Here is a 19,058-nt window from a genome sequence, read left to right as displayed (position 1 = left end):
AGTGCGCTGCGACCCCAGGGAGGTTCTAACGCCCACACCGAACCTGCAGCAAGATAAAGGTAATAGCTGTGATCTTAATTTGAGATCAACCCAAGCTAAAAGGATTATAGTATCTGGATAGGACAAGTTATTGTGATAGAATTCCAGAACTAGCCCAATTAGTTGGCTAATGGTATAGAATATCGCTCAAATAAAGGAGATTGTATACGATGGCTATTTCAGATGCGCAAGTTATCGGAGCTCTATTACTGGCTTTGCTTCCGGGATTTCTAGCATTCCGGCTGTCTACCGAACTTTACAAATAGTGCTGGGAAGCTCAAAGCCTTGCTCCTAAGCGGCTCGGATCTAGAGCGGACGAAGGATAAACAAAATAGTTTCGGTGACACCACCGATAATCTAGGATTATCGGTGGTGTCACTGAAACCAATTAATAAATCGCGAAGCCTCATTAAAGCTAGTGAAATCCATGGGGAGATGGAAAAAAGGGGAAGAACCTTGCGCTTCTCAGTCGTTAATTAAAAACAGGGGTTTAACCCCCCAGTTAGTTTATCAATAGTATCGTTTGATCGGTCAGCACTACCAAATACCGCAATTGATCGCTTTTTGACGGGTTTCCGCGATCCAAATTTCCCAGGAATCGCTGCAAACGTCAGTGTACCGGGGAACGTTAATAGATATTTCCGATATTATAACCAATAATTCTGAATTATTCTCCTGACTGGAAGGTCGTTTCCCTTGGATTGGAGTCAACACCAGGAAATTTATGTGTCAAACTCACGTTATCGAAACGAGGGAGTTTGAGGGAGCTATAAAACCTCGTCGGACATCATGACGAGTGTTCGCTGACGAACACGATGTCATAGGGCGAGGAGACATGGACTCCCTCAAGCCAATTGAGGGGTTCGATGCCCCGATAATTGGCAAATCTCTTAAATCTTTACACAACATTATAACCCATGTAAGCTATAATAATCTGGCCATGCTAACAATGACCTACGAGTACAAACTAGAACCAACTGCCGAACAGATTAAATCTATCGAGCAAACCCTAGATATTTGTCGTTCTGTCTGGAATTTTGCGCTCAGACAGCGTAAAGATTGGTGCGCATCTCGTAAGTCACCTATTAATGCTTGTTCGATTCAATGCGAGTACATCATTTCTGCCGACGAACCATTTCCGAATTACCATAAGCAAGCCAAGCAATTAACTCAAGCCAAGAAACTCTATCCTCATCTGAAAACAGTTCACTCTCAAGTACTACAACAAACCCTAAGAACTTTAGATAGAGCTTGGGAGGATATGAAAGCCAGAGGTTTTGGTTGGCCTCGCTTTAAGAAGAAGTATCGGATGCGGTCGTTTGTCTTTCCACAGTTAGGAAAAGACCCAATTAGAAATGATGGGATTAAGTTCCCAAAACTGGGATGGGTGAAATGGCGACAGTCAAGACCTATTCCCAATGGGTTTGAAGTCAAGCAAGCGAGGATAGTTAGAAAAGCATCTGGTTACTTTGTGATGCTGTCACTACAGCTAAATGTCAATGTCTCTAGTCCCATGCCTCACGGTCATCCTAGAGGTTTGGACTTGGGGTTTGACAAGTTTGTAGCTACCAGTGATGGTGAAGAGATTAAGCGACCTCGATTTCTGATCACCCTACAGCGCAAGCTGAAATTGCTGCAACGTAGGCTAAAGAATAAGCAAAAAGAGTCAAATAATAGACACAAGCTAAACCAGAAAATAGCTAGACTGCATCAACGTATATCAGACACTCGTAAAGACTGGCATTTTAAATTGGCTCATCATGTTTGTGATGGTGCAGGGATGATATTTGTTGAAGATATCAATTTTGTCAGTTGGGCTAGGGGTATGCTCTCAAAAGCATCGGCTGACGCGGGTTTTGGGCAATTCGTGGAGATCCTACACTGGGTATGCTGGAAAACCGATACCTATTTTGCCAAGGTAGATAAAAATGGTACTTCTCAGACTTGTCCTAACTGTGGCGCACACACAGGTAAAAAAACCTTAGATATGAGAATTCACGTCTGTAGTGAGTGTGGATATACTACGACACGGGATGTGGCAGCTAGCCAAGAAATCAGAAACCGTGGAATCTCTGCGCTAGGGCATAGCGTATCAGAAAATGTCTGTGGACTGGAAGCGACGGGGAGTATTGGTCACGATACTCTAGTTGGCACGGGTCGAAGCAGAAAACCTAATTCGCGAGATTTAGGAATCCCCTTCCTCAAAGTAACTGAGCTAAGCTCAGTTACTTTGAGGAAGGGGAGGATGTCAAGCTAAGCTCTTAGTCTATTTGGGGACTTGATTGTTCCAGAAAGACTATTCTTTCGCTAAATTATCTGGCTAAATAAAAGGTGCATACTAAAAACTCTATCTTAATCAACCCAATAATAAACCCAAGGGCGCTGGTGTGCCAGCGTGGCATTGTAAACGGAAATGAACGCAATCCAAACCCCTCACTCAACTCGGGTACCATCAAAACCTCGCCGAAGAGTTCCTCGAATCAAGCACCGTCCGCAGCGACAGTCTTACGGGGCAGTTGCTGGTGAAACTACGGCTAAGTTACTTGTTAACCTAGTTCTCTGTGCCGCTGCGATTACCGCACTAATGGAACTATTGCCTTATCATCTCTCACAGCAAGCCAAGTTGCGAGAAGTCAAACGAGAGGTGAAGCGAACTGAAAGACGAGTGAATAACTTGCGCCGTGAATTCAGTCGCTCTTTTGACCCCAGGCAAGCCCAGAAAGTAATGCGAGAGCAAAGCTTACGACGTGATCCGAATCAGGTTCAGGTCGTCTGGCAAGATCCAGACTGAGGGCCAGACTGAGGGCATGGAAATTAGTTATACTTCCGGTGGGCATAAACTGAGCTAAAGGTAATCGGTCCAGCTTGCTCGGTGCGTTCGCGTAGCGTGGCCTACGGCCAAACGCGCCCCGCGTCTCCTAGGTCGAATCGCTCTTTGGGAGGCAAGAGCTCATCACTAACCCCTTCAAGCTCTCAGTGGCTTAAGCAAATCATTGATCCAATTTTCCACTTTCTCGCGCAAGGAATCAGAAGAACCGGACTTGGGCAGCCACTTCAGAGCCTTTTGATAGTCGCTGATGGCACAGTTCCAGTCACCCCTGAGATGGTAAGTACGCCCTCTCTGGGCATAGACATGGTCTTCCAGGCATCCTAGCATTAGAGCCATGTCAAGGTTTTCTAGGGCTAAATCGTACAATCCCAATTCCCGGAAGGTGATCCCTTGGTTAATCCAGGTGCGGATATTTCCCGGATTGATATCAATAGCTTGCTCGTAGTCGGTGAGGGCTTCAGCCAGTTGCCCAACTGATGCATAATAATTAGCGCGATTGTTGTAAGCACTGTCCAATGTTGGATCAATTCGCAGTGCCTGATTGTAATCAAATAGGGCTTTGTAGGGCTGACCACTTTGGAAATACAGCAATCCCCGATTGTTGTAGTCTAATGCACTGGTGGGATTGAGATTAATCAACTGGGTTAACAATGCGATCGCACTGCTGTAATCCCCTTGTTTCACTTTCGAGTTTGCTAAGGTGCGCAGGCTTTTCACAGAGTGTATGTGGCTTTTTCTAGGCACTAGCTTCACTGGTGCTAAATGCCTGTGGTTTTTAGGGGACATTGGGAACCACTGTCGATTTTGGTTTTGCCGATTTAGAAAAGTAGGAGCATTCATATTTGCCTCAACCTCATTTGCAGCCTATCTAGATTCAACCTTACGGCTAACAGCACCCAGCTGGTTGGTCTTAATGTGTCACTTATTCATGCGTCTTTGGTGTACCCAAGAAAACCATCCAGATTGTCCCTCGGACTTGGGACTCTTCTTTGAAGACTACAGCAGTAATATGACAGTTTCCTGAAAGACGAATTAATTTTGTGGGGATTATTTTATAGAGGGGCTGGGAGTGGACACTTTTGGGAAGATGCACAATTCCCTAGGGGTTTGGGGTTTGGGGTTTGGGGTTTGGTTGTCATTACTGAAATGCAGCTATAGCAGAAAGCGGATAGATGTGTTCAAAATAGTATAGTTACTATTCCATAGCATCCACTCTCAGGAGGAAATCCTGTGCCATCCCTTCCACCTTCAATTCCACCTGTGTCTTCGCCCCCAACCAACCCATGGCTGCGAATGGTAGGGATGTGGCTAGCAGTTGCCGTAATTGGTGCAGGGCTAGGTTGGTCATATCAAGAATGGCAAAGTTATCGAAATACACTATTACGCTTAGAAGAGATTCAGAAGCACCGATCAGAACGGGAATATGAAGAATGCATCAATAAAGCCACGACTATTCCTGAAAAGTCGCCTATATATCAACAGACTCAGCTTATTTTCGATGAGTGTGCCCAGAAACTATTTGGCAAAGCTAAGATACTAGCTGCAGCGAACCAATTTAAAGACGCAATTATCGAGGCCAATAAGCTGACCCCAGATAGTGTTCCTTACCAAGAGGCACAACAGATAATTAATCAGTGGTCTAAGAGCCTATTTCAGAAAGCTACCAAGCTGTATCAGGAACAAGGGAAGCTCAATGAAGCCATTGCTCTAACTCAAGTCATCCCTGAAACTACTCTGATTCGTCAAAAATTACCGGAGACCATTGCCCAATGGAAACAAGAGTGGGCTGTGAATGTATCGATTCGCAAACAAGCACTTCAAGCCCTGGAGGCAGGTCAATGGCAACAGGCTAAGCAAAACGCTAGGAGGGTGACCACTAGCTATTGGCAAAAGAAAGTTGAACCAATTATAGACAGGGCAGATGCTAAAATTTCTACCATAGAAGCCCACAAAGAAGCTCAACGAGTCAGACGACAAGCCCAGCAAGAGGCTCAACGAGTCAGACGACAAGCCCAGCAAGAGGCTCAACGCATAGCCAGAGAAAAAGCACAACAACAAGCTCAGGAGCAGGATCGACGTAGACAGCAATGCATTAAGCTGGTAACCAAATACACTGAAGAGAATGAGTGGGCTCTCAAAGAGTATGAAAGGTTAAGATGTGATGATTTTCCCCATGAGCTATTTTAACTAAGCCATCGGGTTGTTCTTATCCTAGAAACTAGGTCCATTGGATGGGCTTGATGAGGCATTAAGTACCAGAACTTAACCCAACATCTAACACCTCAGACCTAACACCTGACACATCATACCTCATACCTCACACCTCATACCAAGTTGCGGTCAAACGTACAACTTTCTCTTCCCCCAATCTCCCAATTTCCCTATCTCCTCATATTCCCCTCCTGGGAGGCAGGGCTGTTTCAAAGAAAAATAAGTTAACGAGAAAAGGAGATAGGGGGATAGGGGGATAGGGGGATAGGGAAATAGCTCAAAATTTTCCTACAAATCCCCAAATTTAGTCATTAAAATCTGACTAATTAGCCGGCTTCAATCAACTCAAATGACTAACAATTCGTGATTCGGCTTTTGAGTATGGTTAGATAAATTTGGCCAAAATCACGACTATTCGCGCTCCTTTTCTCCCCATCTCCCCATCTCCCCATCTCCCCATCTATTTTTGGCCAGAATGAAACAGCCCTACCTCCTGGGAGGGGTTAGGGGTGGGTCCCTATCTCCCTATCTCCCTATCCAACCAATCTACTATCTTTGAATGCAACTCGGTATCATATCATGTCGGGTTAAATGCCCCTGATTCAGCCACTTTCACCTCAGGCCACCAATAAGATAATGTCAACCCCAGCCATCAACTCCTGCTGTTGGAGTAATTGAAGACATCGGCGCTCGACCCAGATGCGACGTCAGCCCTTACAAAAAATCAACGATGCTGAAAGCCCCGTGTCTAATGGAGTTCTTCATAATCGCTAATTACCATCACTCTTCTGATAGCTGAATAAGAATGAAACAGCCCTGCTTCTAGGCATGGGGAGTGTCAATTGAAAGACTAGTAGTTGAGTCCCCGTTTTTGATAACGATACTTAGCCACAATCGGATAAACAATATTACGTAGCCGGTTGAGAGCTCCCACAGGACGATGAACCACTAAGCCATTCCACGGGGAAAATCGCAGGTTTTCAGCAGAGTCGTATTGTTGGTCAAAATCGATGATCTGATGCTTGACAGTGAGGCGACCAACGGTAAAAAATGGTGACTTCTTCTCACTCCAACGAATTGTGACATCATCGATGGACATTTTCGGGTTGGTTTGGAATTGGATACCAAAGTCCCAGCAATAAAGAGCATCGGTTTTTGATAGTTGTTCGATCAGCTCGTCTCGATAGTAATTGTCCGGTTTGCTTCCATCCAATCCCAGAGCCTTAGCGCGATTGATGAAGGGAAGTTTGGGAATACCTGGTCGGGACTGATATCCCATCCTTTGATGGGGAGGCTGGCATGAAACAGGGGTGAAGGCGTATTTGATCACAGCGGGATAGTCAACAGGAACTAAGCCCGGTTGAGACTGCTCAAAATCTGGTTTGAGTCCAAGGGCATAAGCAGAACCACTCCAATACCGTTCCGTTAATAAACTCTTTGGGGTTCGAGCTGTTACTTTAGCTAGGGCTAGCAATTGCCTGGGATGACTCCTGAGCCACTTCTGGGCAGCTTTTTCTGAGTCAACTATGGAGCCAAAAAATTCCTAATAATATTTGATGGTTTTGATAAAAAAGATCTTAGCATTTTGAACAATAATATCTTGAGTATTTGGCTCGTAGCTTTGTTCAAAGCTTTCTCCTTCCACACCAATCACTTTCACAGACATTGAGCGTGTGTCTGAGACATAGTCGTTTTCAACATTTGTTCGCCCATTGGCAAATCGCAGCTGAACAGGATATTGTTTCGGTGTCGCAAAAAGTCCTTGCTTGAGGGAAATCCCATTAAGTTGCTCTTGAGTAAGCCGAGTTCGTTTTGCCAGTTCACTCTTAATGCTCTGTTCATCAAAATCAAAAATTTCTAGGTTTCCCTCCACCGAGGCGTGGGTTTTGGCATGGGTGTCTCGCAAAGCCCGTTCCTGATCCTTGTAAAGCTTATCCATCTGAATCCTGACTTGCTCTGCTACAAGGTCGTAATAGTTTTGTTCGTCCTTTTCGGGATATTCTGTAAATAGCTTCATGGTTATTTTTTAGATAAAAATTTTGAGGAATTGGTTTTGATAAACACTCCTTGAGGATACCAGTGGGTTTGAGCGGGTACTGTCAAATTAAGTGAGCAGATAGCTGGCGATTGAGACTGAAATTTTACTTAAATAAATGGTGATTTATCAATCAGAGAGCTGGAATTTTTACTTTAATTTTTCTTTGACAATACCCGATGCCTTGCTTACGGATTGTCAAATGTTACTTTATAGCTTTTATCCGGCTGTTGAGTATTGCGGTTTACCACATCTGAGAGAGTATTTGTGTTTTGTATTACTTCCCAACCGACGGGGGAAAAGGTTTCTTCGTTGAAGATATTTTCTGCCAACAGGGGATTGGTCAATGCTTGGGAAAACCCATCAATTGCTATCATTCGGGTAACCAGGGCACCTACTGCTGCATTTGGTGGCACATCCTCAGCATAGAGTCCCACATAGAATTCAATCTTGTTGACATCACCGTATAACCGTTTTAGTTCCCTTTGAGTATCTTCATCAGCTGTGATCTGATCGAAATCAGTCACCCGAGGAAACTGACACATTTCCCGGTAATCATTGTAGCTAGCCAGTTGAGCTTGACGACCTAAGTCGATACTTTTCAATTCAACAGGTATCAGGAATTCTGCCGTGTTGAACAAACCAATTTTGGTGCCTGGTTGGGAACAGGTCTCCTCAAACAATGGTCCCAAGCCTTTATTGATCAGCATCTCATTATTCCAGAGGCTATCCACCATCGGAATTTGCTTGCTGTCATAGGTCAGAGTCTCCGGAAGGGCACTGTGCCAACGATATACCAAATTAAATTCCACTGTAAACCAATTCTGGCGATACCACTTCTGATTGGTAAACGCTGGAGGATCGACAATGAAATTGAAGTAATAGGAGGTAATATGATTAACATACTCTTCCAGCACAATTTTCATGATTACCACCATCACGATGTTTCTGGCTGTTTGGAAGAGTCGCTCGTCATCCCAATCGGGATAATGCTTAGCCAGTAAATCACACAGGCGATTGTGTTCCCTCAGACACAGAACATTAAGCATTACATAGCCAATTTGGACATTGGCTCGTTCTACACCCATAGCAAATAGTTTTGCTTTCTTGGCTGGGTCGAGTCGCTTCTCATCATTGAGCGGTTCATACAACCCGTCAAACTCTGGTTTAACCACTCCGTTTTCTGGATCGTCGTAATAGAAGAGGGGATATTCTTCACCATTGATGATCTGGCTTTTCAGTTTCCCGCCTTGATTGGATCTCAGCATGTCTGTAGATTTTATGTTCAACCCATAGACGGGAGATAAATCGATGCCGTGGTTTGAGGTATTCTTTAATTTATTGTAGTGATCAGTGCGCAAAAAGCCATCGGTAAACCACTGCACCCAATAGGGAAACAGCAGGGTAGACTTCTCGGAATAGATGGTTTTCCCCTCTTTTTTGCGAAACAAAACAGCAAGGTCTTCGAGAGGAGGAAGGTTACCTGCTTTGTTGAATTCTGGATCGGGGGGTAAATGTCGTCCGCTCCAGGTTCGGTCTGTTAATGAGTCCCAAGAAGTATAGGGTGCGATCGCGCTTAACTTATGGGGACGAGTGGGAATTTTGTAGACGACATTGTTAATCATTGTTTTGTTGGCTTGACGTCTTAGATAGTCGTTGCTTTGAATAAACTCCCAAATCCCCTTGAACTTGTTTAAAGCAAAGTTTTATAACCGGTTCCTAAATCCGTCTCTAGATGTATTCCTTTTTTTTGTCATCGAACTAGTTCCCTTTTGGATATATAGCCTTTACAAATAGGTCATGAAAAACTATGCCTATTTCTGATAACGACAAAAATTCCTCGCGTCAGCTGTCAGCCGTCAGCTGTCAGCCGTGAGCTAAAAGCTCACGCTACGCGAACAGATTATTTTATTCAAAAGCACCGATCTAGTAGTGAGCGCTATGGGCATAAACTGTTCCCTTAGCCTGGCCACATGCCTGGGCCAAAGGCCACGCTAAGCGAATGGCTGATAGCTGATAGCTCATAGCTGTTGGCGTAGCCTGCGCGTAGCGCATATGCTTAGATTTCAGTTCCCTTTTGATTATCACCAATAAACTAATTCTTTGACAGTACCCTTGAGGGTACTTTGATAAGACTCGTTAGTGATTAGATTTGATCTAATTAAAATTTAGGTAAAATGTATTAACAGTAAATAAATAATAGGGCAGAAGTAGTTTTCGAGATGTAAGGCTTTGTGTCTAGGTTAAGTAGAATCGGTAATAGTGACTACTAACTGATGACTAATTACTGGGGGGGTGACATACAAGCTAAAATCCTTACTGGGTAATAAATTCAGCCCCAAGCCGAGGTCTACATCCCCTGGCTTATCCTGGAATTATAGTAAGCATTCAGGTGGGTGAGAAGGGGGGTTTACAGAGGAGAATAGGATAGGATGAAAGTTCTGATATTGACACTCCCCGGTCTAAAGATGCGGGGAGTTTCAAAGTGTTCTATCTAAATCTTATCCACAGTTTCAAAGGATTCTGAACCGAGTGGACTGGGCTTCCAGCCTTGAATATTGGCTCGCTTACCTAAAAGCGGTTGGGAGTGGACAATGGGAATGCGCACGGCTTCTTCAAATAAAATTTTATCCACTTGGCGATAGATTCTTGCCCTAGCATCCTTGTCTTGGGTCTTACGACCGGTTTCCAATAGCCGTAGGATTTGGTTATTCTTCCAACGTCCAAGGTCAGCGGTAGCATTAGGTCCGAAGTGGGAATAGTAGAAGTTATCTGGGTCGCCATATTCCCCAGTCCAACCCAATATAAACCCTTGGAAACCAGGAGACTTTTGTCGGTCTTTGAGATAATCTTTCCAGGGTTTGGTTTTTAAAGTAACCTTGATGCCAATCTTACCCAAGTCATCAGCTATGGCTTGGGCGATCGCTTTCGGATCAGGATAGTAGGGGCGGGATATTTTCATATACCAGAGTTCCAGGTCAAAGCCTTTGGGGTAGCCAGCTTCCCTCAGCAGTTGCTTGGCTAGCTGTGGATCATATTTATAGCTACCAAAATTGGGTGACTCAGACCAATCGAGGAGGGGTGGGGTGAAGTGAGCATCACTCTCTCCTAAACCCTGCCAATTTTTTTCGACAATCTTTTGGTGATTAATTCCTAATGCGATCGCAATCCGTACCTTTTGTTTAGAAAGGGGTTTGTAGTTGGTATTGAGGGATAGATATCCGACATTGAAGGAGGGACGGAAAATAGATTTGAGCTTAGCCTCACCAACTAAATTTTCTAATTGCTTAGGAACTAGGTCTGACGTGAAGTCAATCTCTCCAGATTTCAACATGGTCAGCCGCTTCGCAATATCCGGGATGAACCGCACGATTACCTTTTCTGCTTTAGGTAGGTTTGGTTTCCAGTAGTTTGGGCTCTTTTCTAGGATAATTTCCTTGCCATTACGCCACTCTTTGAATTTAAAGGGACCTGTCCCTACCGCTAGAGATGACTCACGACCATACTTAGAACCTGCTTTCTTGATGGCGGTTGGGCTAGCGATACCAAAGTAGCCTGACCCAATCATCGCTGGAAAAATGCTTAAGGGCTGTTTCAGGACAAATTGAATTGTATACTTATCTTTGATGACTATCTGTTGTAATAGGGATTTCGAGTTTCCCTTGAAGCCACCAAATAAATCAGCCCAAATTTGATACTTTCTGTCTTTATCGCGATAGCCATATTTGTTTTCCGGGTCCCACCAACGCTCGACATTGAACTTAACTGCTTCAGCATCGAAATCAGTCCCGTCATGAAACTTGACCCCTTGGCGCAGTTTAAATGTCCAAACTCTGCTATTGCGAGACGCTTCCCAATCAGTAGCTAATCCCGGTTCCAGTTCTATCGTTCCCAGCTTGTATTCCACTAGGCGATTGTAAATTTGTTTCTGGACAACTAGGGATTCCCGGTCGCTGATATTACCCGGTTCTAGGTTTTCTGGTTGTCCCACTGCTCCGTAAACGATTGTCCTTCCCTTGGAATCCTTAGAAGGTTTAGTTGGGGAAGGAGTTGGAGTTGGAGTTGGAGTTGGAGTTGGAGTAGGGCTGGGAGTAGGACTAGGGCTGGGAGTAGGACTAGGGCTGGGACTAGGGCTGGGAGTAGGGCTGGGAGTAGGACTCTCAGAAACAGTAGGAGTAGGACTGGGAGGGGTATTTGTCCCAATCCAATTAGAAGGGCTAACGCAGTTAGAGAGAACTATAGTTAGGACAAAAGCCACAAGCAACAGTATGGGTCGCCATCGCCTCATTGATAAAACTCCTTTATATTGCGGCTCTTGCCAGGAATTGGTAACTAATAGTCATTAGTCATTTGTGATTAGTTTTTATTGACAGGACTTACCCTTGCTTCTGTTCCTCAACCCTAATTGTAGGGGAGCAATGGTTACGTCATCACTATATGTAGCGCAACTGCTTAAGTCCTTATTGATTTATGTTGATTTGAATACATCTCCGATTATAAAAATAATTTCCGAACTTTTAGGCGTTAATTGTGTTTTTTCAGTGTTTTGGGTTATCAAAAAAGTGGTCAAACCCAAATTAACCAAAAAGTTGGAAGCCAGAACTTTGAGCAGGGGGACCCTGGCTTCCCGCTACCTATCACTAAAGACACCATAACTATGGTAAAACCTATACCTGCCCCGCGTCCCCTCACTCCCTAACTAAGGCAGGGCGCTAACTGATCCAAGGCTACAGTCAGTGTCCAATGGCTATGACTCCGCAACAGTTCTACAGCAAATGGGAAGTGACCCATCAGGTTCTTGCTTGTATATGTTCCCGTTCTAACACCAAACACCAAACACCTAACACCAAACACCTAACACCAAACACCTAAGACTTAACACTTAATACCTAACACTTAATACCTAACACTTAACACCTAATTTTTATGAGAAAATGTTAAAAAAATCAATCGAAATTTCATTTGTATAGGACTAAAACCTATAGTATGACGATCGCATAGCCTGTAGGAGCGCTTAAGCGCACTTGGCAATTGCCCCTAATTTTGTGTCCATGACCCCTCATAAAAACAGGGTGTATTTAGCATATCCCATCAGTAAAACTTATGGGATAGGGTCTTGACTCTGGAGCAGTTATTATGGTTAACTGCTCACAGTTAAGTACGAGGGTAGCAGCGGGCACGGTTTGTCCTACTCCTAGACGGAGATAGGTTCATTTATAATTTCGCTTGTAATTTGTAATAAGTCGTATGTTAGGTCTGTATGGAGTAAGCATATGGATGGTGCTTCTGGCAGCAAAAGGCTAATTGGTAATCACACCCATCAAGAGGATGCATTGAACTCAAGCGTAAACTCAAATGCGATCGCAAAATCAAGCTCTATTCTGGACTTGATTTCCTCAAATTCAGATCAAGTCAGGGTATTTGCCTTCGATATCCGAAGCCAACCCCACTTTCAGGGCAAGAATACACTTGAACCTTGGGCGTCACGAGCCTTAGCTGTAGCTGGTTCAGAGGATGTCGTGATCATTCCTGGCAATCTGGATGCAGAGTACTACGACTGGCTGAAAAATCTTGGCTTAGGACCCCAGAAAGTCTTTGCCTTCAACCGTGAAAATGAACCAGCACTGCTCTCAGAGCTGATAATGCAAAAAGCGGATGAAGTTAGAGCATTTCTTGCATCAATTGGAAAACCCTTGGTGTTTGTTCCTTATTATTCGGCAGATGTAGATAAACAGGCGGCGTCAACCATTGATGCCGTTTTTTTTGGCTGTGATCAGTCTATTACCTTAAAGTATTTTGACAAGTCCACCTTCAAGGACCTGTGTCAGTCTCTTGGTATTCCCACAGTACCAGGAACTATCCTGAGTAAATCATCAGACTCTGAGGATTTTGAGACAGAACTGCGACAGGAAATCTTAGGTTGGCTTAGGGATTATGAGACGTTAATGATCCGGGGCGCACAAGGGTCTGTAGGCTCATCACTTTATAAAGTTAACAGGAGTAACCTCGACACTGAGATGCCAAAAATGCTGGCATCGGGAGAGAGTTGTTTTTTAATTGAGCCATTCCTCAAAGTCATTACATCCCCCAATGACCAGTGGATGATTGGGAGCAATGGAGAAATTGCTCATCTGGGCATAACATGCCAGCTGTTTAATGGGTTACAACATATCGGTAACGTGAAAGGAAAACCCTATTCAAAAAGGATAGAAGGGTTAATTCGCGATTACTCCTTCAAAATAGCCCAGCACATGCGAGATGATGGCTATCTTGGCATCTTAGGCATCGATTATATTGTCACAGATCAAGGAATATTTCCCATCGAAAACAACGCCCGACTGAACGGATCGTCCTTTGCATTTTTCATTCTTGACAATTTGTTTGGTTCTAGTGACTACGATGGATGCTGGAAGGTGTTGAGACTTAAAATAGAACCTTGTAGTTTTAGCACCCTAAGGGAAAAGATTGGTTCCTTAATCTACCAGGGTAATGGTAATCCGAATTTTGTCTTTCCTTATGAATTTGATACCTTAGGAACTCAAGGGGATGTCACTCTATTAATTGTAGCTGAGGATTTACATCACCTGGAATACGTTGAGAAAGAGCTATTATCTAAACTAGAGATAGCAGCTCTTAATTGAACTAAGGATTGATATAAAGAAGATACGGCAATCATCAGATTAATTTATCCATTTACAGGGGAAATGGTAAACCTAGGCATATCAATTAGGTATGTAAAGTTAACCTAGGCTTTTTCCCTTTTATTTTTTATTCTTGATTTTACATTAATTAAATAAAACAGATGATTATAGTGATTCATAATCTAAACCAAATCAATATCCACATTATCAATAGCCCAGTTATCGAATCCAGAACCACTATGGTTAAGCTGTAGCCAGCGGAACTGAGTAGCACTAGTTATAGCATCGGTGTCAATGCTCTCAGTAATAGTTTTCCAACTGATGTAGTCTTCTGTGTCATACAAACCCAGTCTTATCCAAGAGATACCGCTATCAATGGAATATTCAAGAGCGAGATCTTCCCCAGAATCTGCATTCTCCCCTCCATTATTACTATTACCAATGATATTACCAATGATTAGGTCAAAGGAAATAGTACCGCCATGAGAAACATCTAGGGCTTGGGTAATAGCATAACGGGAGTTATCTTCTGCAGAACCGCCATCAAACCAAAGGGAGTTGCCATCGCCACCAAAGTTGGTATTAACTTGACCATTGCTAATTTATGCCCATTTATTATAAAAACCGTAGAATCGGCCATATCCACCACTCCTATACTCAAGGTAAACGTGCCAGCTGTTGTAAACTCGTAAGTAAATGTTGTGTAGCCAGTCTGTGAATTAAAATAAGTCGTGGAGGCGACAAAGTCACTATTTGTATCTGCTAGTTCCAACAGGTCCCCTGAGGATATAGAGACAAAGGCAAAATCGTTATATAGCTATAATAAACGCTATATTTTATTTAGCCAGGATAGGATTAGGCATGTTCGGATTGGTTATTAGCATTAGTACTAATCATAGTTTAAAGTTTAGGTAAAGTAGCTGGTATAATCTTGGTATACTCAAACAAGTCAACGGTCGATAATGGGATGTCTAGAAGCCTCACTATTATCAAGCTTGGGTTTTGGTAACTTTAAAATTAGTAATTTTGATTACTCCTAAGCCATTACCCATTACCCATTACCCATTACCCATTAGTCTGTAGTAATAAGTTTTTTTATGCATGCTCTATCAATTCCAACTTGGATTATTCACATTTCCAGTGTTATCGAGTGGATTGCTGCAATTTGGTTAATCTGGACCTATGGTGAAATTACTGGCAATCGTGCATGGTGGGCATTGTCTTTTGCTATGTTACCAGCATTGGTCAGTGCTATGTGTGCTATCACCTGGCACTTTTTTGACAACCAACAATCCCTGGAGTGGATGGTAACACTCCAAGCAGCGATGACGGTTGTAGGTAACTGTACCCTTTGTGGAGCAGCTTGGTGGATTTGGCGTTCAGCGTAGGGTTGCTACCAATGCCAGGGATAAGTTTTACGGTAATCACTCAGCTTAAGCGCTACTTGAGATGCTACTTGAGGTGCTATCAGCTATCAGCTATCAGCTGACGGCTGACGGCTGACAGCTAACGGCTGACGTTTTCCGAATCATTTTGACAAGCATTTTTCCTTATCTTCAGATGATTTCTAAAGACACATTATTTGCTATTTCCCTATTTCCTTACCTAGGATTCTTATGGTTTCTCACTCGTTCTGGACAAACACCCCGTTTAGCGCTAATCGGATTTTACGTCCTCTTGGTGTTTGTTTTTGTTACCATCCCAGCTGGGATTTATTCCAAGGTAGCTTATCAGGAAGCATTAGCTGATGTGGATTGGCTACATGGTAGTGCTGAGTTTTTTTTAACCCTGTCCAATACTTTAGTAGTACTGGGCTTCCGACAAGCAATTATGGAACATATAGCAAAGGGAACAGGGAGTAGGGAGTAGGGAGTAGGGAGTAGGGAAGATGGCCTCAAAAATATCTGTTCGTAGATAGGGCAATATATTATTATAGATAAAAGACCGACTGCTGACCACGATAATGAGCTACTGTCTCAATCCCACTTGCCCCAATCCCAAAAATCGAGAAGGAACTAAATTTTGCATTGCCTGTGGCTCGAAGTTGCTGCTCAAAGAGCGATACCGAGGGATTAAACCTATAGGTCAGGGTGGATTTGGTAAAACCTTCTTGGCTGTGGATGAAGATAAACCGTCTAAACCTCCCTGCGTCATCAAGCAGTTTTTTCCCCAAGCCCAGGGAACTAACACGGTTCAAAAAGCAGCTGAGTTATTCACCCTGGAAGCGGTACGGCTGGATGAGTTGGGCAAACATCCTCAAATTCCGGAACTGCTGGCGTATTTTTGTCAAGATAGCCAACAGTATTTGGTGCAAGAGTTTATCGATGGACAAAACTTAGTCCAAGAACTGGCCAGTCGGGGTGGATTTAATGAAGCACAAATTCGGGCGCTACTGGATGATTTGCTGCCATTGCTGCAATTTGTTCATCAACATCATGTCATCCACCGGGACATCAAGCCAGAAAACATTATTCGCCGCAGGAGTTTAAGGTCTTCGGTTGTCGGGGGAGCAACCCAGGTCCCAGGTCAACTGGTTCTAGTTGATTTTGGAGCATCGAAAGCTGCTACTGGCACTAGTCTAGGCAAAACTGGGACAGCGATTGGCTCATTTGGTTATGTATCACCAGAGCAAAGTATTGGTAGAGCAGTTTTTGCCAGTGATATCTATAGTCTTGGTATCACTTGTATTCATTTGTTGACCAATAGGCACCCCTGTGATTTATTTGATGTCAGGGAGGGTGTCTGGATTTGGCGCAACGTTTTGAGTCATCCTATTAGTGATCAGCTTGGTCGCATCTTAGACAAGATGATAGCAGGGGCTATTAACCGACGTTATCAATCAGCGGCTGAGGTAAGTAAAGAGTTGCATCTTAAGACAACTCCCCCAACACCTTTAAGGCAACAAAAACCAGTTACACCGATAAAACCTACTGTACCATCAAAGCCTGCAGTCGGGGGATTGAATAAAAGGATTGCTCAAGAATTAGAAGAATTGAAGTCTGAAATTATGGGTAATCCGACCCCTAACTCAAAACATCCAACTCTTGGCTCTAAGGTTGCTGGTTCTAGCAGTTTACCGAAAACTAAAACTAAACTTGATCGGGAATTGGAGGAGATTCAATCTGAGTTTATTGGCTCTTCTAATCCTCAGCAAAATCCTGGTTCAGGTTGATAAAGAAGGGAGTAGGGAGTAGGGAGTAGGGAGTAGGGAACAGGGAGCAGGGAGCAGGGAGCAGGGAGTAGGGAACAGGGAAAAGGGAATAGGGAATAGTAAAAAAGAGCTCCGAAGAGTTTTTGATGTTATTATAAATCAGCAAGATTGTTCATGAACTATTTGTAAATGCTATAGTTTTAGTAGCTTGCTGAGAAGAGAAGAGCAAAGACTCAACTCCTTACTCAACTCTTGATGACTGGAGCAGTACGGGCATCAAATCCGCTAGCTTTGAGAGCATTAACCGTTACTTGGTCATTTTGCACCCAGTATTTAGAATCAAAACGGACAAATTGATACTGCTGGGGTGTAGGAATAGTTGCCAGTACGGGTACTTTTGCCTGACGTTTTTTACCGGAATGTTTTTGCAGAATCGATTTTAATTGGTTAAGGTTGTTTGTCGTAACTTGCTTAGGGGTAAGTTCTACTACTACTGTTCGTAAAGTTTCAATTAGCTCAGCATCCTCAATAATCAGCTGAATTTTTTCATCTCGCTCATCCACCTTTGCCCAAATAATTAAACGGGAATCGGCTTGCAGTAATGAACTAATTTTTTCGTAAGTTTTCGGGAATACAACTCCTTCAGCTTGACCGGTCAGATCTTCCATCTGTACAAAGGCCATGCGTTCATTATTTTTTTTGGTGAGGTGAGGCTTAACTTCAGTGAGCATCACAATAGCACTCAAAGTTGTCCCCTTCTTTTGGTCTCCTAACTCGGCCAAACTGACAGGAGAAAGCACTTGAGCTACTGGACGGGCTGATTTTAAAGGATGGTCAGATACATAAAAGCCAAGCAATTCTTTTTCCCAATTTAATTTTTCTTGGCGTGAAAAATCAGAAACTGCTGGAGCGGTCGGAGCAGATTCCCAAGCATTATTGTTCTGATCTTGCTCAGAATTAGTGTTGCCAAACATATCAAAAATGTTCAGCTGACCACTTTCTCGGTCTTTGGCACGGTCTTGCCCCCAACTAATCACTGGGTCGAGGTCTTTGATAAGTTGCTGGCGGTTGGGCTGAATGCTATCAAAGGCACCACAGTAAATCAAAGCTTCCAAACCACGGCGGTTAAGGGTGCGCAAATCGACGCGATCGCATAAATCTGCCAAAGCCTTAAACTCACCACCAGTCTCCCGAGCCTTGAGAATACAATTAATTGCTCCGTGTCCCAAATTCCGGATTGCTGAAAACCCGAACAATATACTATTAGACATTGGGGTAAAATCAAAATCAGAACGATTGATATCTGGTGGCAAAATCTCAATCCCCATGGTTGAGCAAGTAGCAATATATTTCTGTATCTTGTCCGTGCTGTTACTACTCGCTGTCAGCAGCGCTGCCATATATTCAACTGGGTAATTCGCCTTGAGATAGGCAGTTTGATAGGTTACATAGCCATAGGCGGTCGAGTGGGATTTGTTGAAGCAATTGGAAGCGACAATACCGTTTGCCAAAATAAAGTTATGGTCGTCCTTGACACCAATATCATAGACAGGTTGAGTGCCTAAGGATTTGCGGCTGATGATTTTAACCATCCCATGAATTTCTCCTTTACTCTGTAGACAATTGGAGATTTAACCTCCACACAAACTATAGTTTTTTTTGTTCAGATAAACAAGGGGTTTACTGTCAATTTTGATAACACTTTTATTTCTGAATTGACGGTTGACTGTTAAGTGTTTGCTGTCCACAAATAACTGTCAACCGTCCACAAACAAGCAGTTATTTATTTACTTCTGATCTAATTCCTCCCCAGTATCAAAAATAATCATAAATTCGACATCAGGCATCAGCTGTCGGAGACTGCGCAGGTGACCCTCTGCATCTGAACGATTACGAAAGCGAGCAACAACCACTCGTTGCATTTTGGGTAATAACCGCACAATTACCCACGGACTAAGACGGTCGCGATAGGTCATAATGAAATTATCTGGGCGACCGAAGAAGGCGCTCAAGGAAGTGGAGGTTCCGTAACCTTCCTATAAGCTAGGGTTCAAGCAAAGTTCCTACCCGAAGGGGTACTACGAGATGGATATTCCGGCATTAGCTAGAATAATCCCGAATCGTTTTATCTCACAGCTAGAGGGTAATGCG

Annotated in this window: 18 protein-coding genes and 1 pseudogene; 8 read left to right on the top strand and 11 right to left on the bottom strand. The window is 43.4% G+C overall.

The annotated features are described in order from the left end of the window. The first annotated feature begins 209 nt into the window (after window positions 1–209). The 3 genes from psaM (at window position 210) to F6K57_RS22395 (ending at window position 2,830) form a co-directional block, all read left to right on the top strand. Entirely contained in the window at window positions 210–305 is a 96-nt protein-coding gene (gene psaM / locus F6K57_RS22405) for a photosystem I reaction center subunit XII (protein ID WP_075900824.1), read from the top strand. Between the two features lie 674 nt (window positions 306–979). Continuing rightward, window positions 980–2,296, top strand: a complete 1,317-nt coding sequence (locus F6K57_RS22400; protein WP_293070732.1) for a transposase — start codon at window positions 980–982, stop codon at window positions 2,294–2,296. 156 nt (window positions 2,297–2,452) lie between these two features. After that, complete coding sequence (locus F6K57_RS22395; protein ID WP_293030052.1) at window positions 2,453–2,830, top strand: hypothetical protein; 378 nt, start codon at window positions 2,453–2,455, stop codon at window positions 2,828–2,830. 174 nt (window positions 2,831–3,004) lie between these two features. Here F6K57_RS22395 and F6K57_RS22390 read toward each other — a convergent pair whose 3' ends face one another. After that, window positions 3,005–3,709, bottom strand: coding sequence for a tetratricopeptide repeat protein (locus F6K57_RS22390; protein ID WP_293030049.1), 705 nt, complete (start codon window positions 3,707–3,709; stop codon window positions 3,005–3,007). Between the two features lie 390 nt (window positions 3,710–4,099). Here F6K57_RS22390 and F6K57_RS22385 point away from each other — a divergent pair, with 390 nt between their 5' ends. Then, the gene (locus F6K57_RS22385; protein ID WP_293030046.1) at window positions 4,100–5,056 is read left to right on the top strand and encodes a hypothetical protein; all 957 of its coding nucleotides are present in this window, start codon (window positions 4,100–4,102) and stop codon (window positions 5,054–5,056) included. Window positions 5,057–5,930: 874 nt separating this feature from the next. Here the strand turns inward: F6K57_RS22385 and F6K57_RS22380 are convergent. From F6K57_RS22380 to F6K57_RS22360, 5 genes are all read right to left on the bottom strand, one after another. Further along, window positions 5,931–6,554 (bottom strand): catalase, encoded by a 624-nt coding sequence (locus tag F6K57_RS22380; RefSeq protein WP_293070715.1) that lies wholly within the window; start codon window positions 6,552–6,554, stop codon window positions 5,931–5,933. A 69-nt stretch (window positions 6,555–6,623) separates the two neighbouring features. Continuing rightward, complete coding sequence (locus F6K57_RS22375; protein ID WP_293070714.1) at window positions 6,624–7,097, bottom strand: hypothetical protein; 474 nt, start codon at window positions 7,095–7,097, stop codon at window positions 6,624–6,626. Between the two features lie 206 nt (window positions 7,098–7,303). After that, complete coding sequence (locus F6K57_RS22370) at window positions 7,304–8,740, bottom strand: peroxidase family protein (RefSeq protein ID WP_293070713.1); 1,437 nt, start codon at window positions 8,738–8,740, stop codon at window positions 7,304–7,306. Between the two features lie 301 nt (window positions 8,741–9,041). Then, window positions 9,042–9,170, bottom strand: a complete 129-nt coding sequence (locus F6K57_RS22365; protein ID WP_293070711.1) for a hypothetical protein — start codon at window positions 9,168–9,170, stop codon at window positions 9,042–9,044. A 439-nt stretch (window positions 9,171–9,609) separates the two neighbouring features. After that, window positions 9,610–11,403 carry an ABC transporter substrate-binding protein gene (locus F6K57_RS22360; protein ID WP_293070710.1) on the bottom strand — a complete coding sequence of 598 codons (1,794 nt, stop codon included), beginning with the start codon at window positions 11,401–11,403 and terminating at the stop codon, window positions 9,610–9,612. Window positions 11,404–12,388: 985 nt separating this feature from the next. Here F6K57_RS22360 and F6K57_RS22355 point away from each other — a divergent pair. Then, window positions 12,389–13,756, top strand: coding sequence for a hypothetical protein (locus F6K57_RS22355; protein ID WP_293070709.1), 1,368 nt, complete (start codon window positions 12,389–12,391; stop codon window positions 13,754–13,756). A gap of 182 nt (window positions 13,757–13,938) precedes the next feature. Here the strand turns inward: F6K57_RS22355 and F6K57_RS42105 are convergent, their stop codons facing one another. Further along, on the bottom strand, window positions 13,939–14,358 hold the full coding sequence (locus tag F6K57_RS42105) for a hypothetical protein (RefSeq protein WP_364303794.1): 420 nt from the start codon (window positions 14,356–14,358) through the stop codon (window positions 13,939–13,941). Beyond that, complete coding sequence (locus F6K57_RS22345; RefSeq protein ID WP_293070708.1) at window positions 14,250–14,528, bottom strand: hypothetical protein; 279 nt, start codon at window positions 14,526–14,528, stop codon at window positions 14,250–14,252. Before F6K57_RS22345 ends, F6K57_RS42105 begins: the two co-directional genes overlap by 109 nt. Before the next feature lie 325 nt (window positions 14,529–14,853). Here F6K57_RS22345 and F6K57_RS22340 point away from each other — a divergent pair, with 325 nt between their 5' ends. The 3 genes and pseudogenes from F6K57_RS22340 to F6K57_RS22330 all read left to right on the top strand — a co-directional run. Next, window positions 14,854–15,144, top strand: a complete 291-nt coding sequence (locus F6K57_RS22340) for a DUF2499 domain-containing protein (RefSeq protein WP_008184715.1) — start codon at window positions 14,854–14,856, stop codon at window positions 15,142–15,144. Window positions 15,145–15,316: 172 nt separating this feature from the next. Further along, the gene (locus F6K57_RS22335) at window positions 15,317–15,625 is read left to right on the top strand and encodes a DUF3593 domain-containing protein (RefSeq protein WP_293021741.1); all 309 of its coding nucleotides are present in this window, start codon (window positions 15,317–15,319) and stop codon (window positions 15,623–15,625) included. A 94-nt stretch (window positions 15,626–15,719) separates the two neighbouring features. Then, window positions 15,720–16,622, top strand: a pseudogene (locus F6K57_RS22330) (serine/threonine-protein kinase); the annotation flags it as partial. 274 nt (window positions 16,623–16,896) lie between these two features. On the opposite strand, the gene F6K57_RS22325 reads toward F6K57_RS22330, so the two are convergent. From F6K57_RS22325 to F6K57_RS22315, 3 genes are all read right to left on the bottom strand, one after another. After that, window positions 16,897–17,073: a hypothetical protein gene (locus tag F6K57_RS22325; RefSeq protein WP_293044544.1), complete on the bottom strand. Its 177-nt coding sequence runs from the start codon at window positions 17,071–17,073 to the stop codon at window positions 16,897–16,899. A 79-nt stretch (window positions 17,074–17,152) separates the two neighbouring features. Further along, complete coding sequence (locus F6K57_RS22320; protein ID WP_293070706.1) at window positions 17,153–18,499, bottom strand: OB-fold nucleic acid binding domain-containing protein; 1,347 nt, start codon at window positions 18,497–18,499, stop codon at window positions 17,153–17,155. 195 nt (window positions 18,500–18,694) lie between these two features. Continuing rightward, a complete protein-coding gene (locus F6K57_RS22315; RefSeq protein ID WP_293070705.1) occupies window positions 18,695–18,883 on the bottom strand; it encodes a hypothetical protein in 189 nt (62 codons plus the stop codon). Window positions 18,884–19,058 lie beyond the last annotated feature (175 nt).

It is taken from the genome of Moorena sp. SIO4A5, assembly GCF_010672005.1.
Classification (GTDB): Bacteria; Cyanobacteriota; Cyanobacteriia; order Cyanobacteriales; family Coleofasciculaceae; genus Moorena.
The sequence above is the reverse complement of the archived record's forward strand: the minus strand, read 5'-3'. Positions and strand labels throughout refer to the sequence as shown.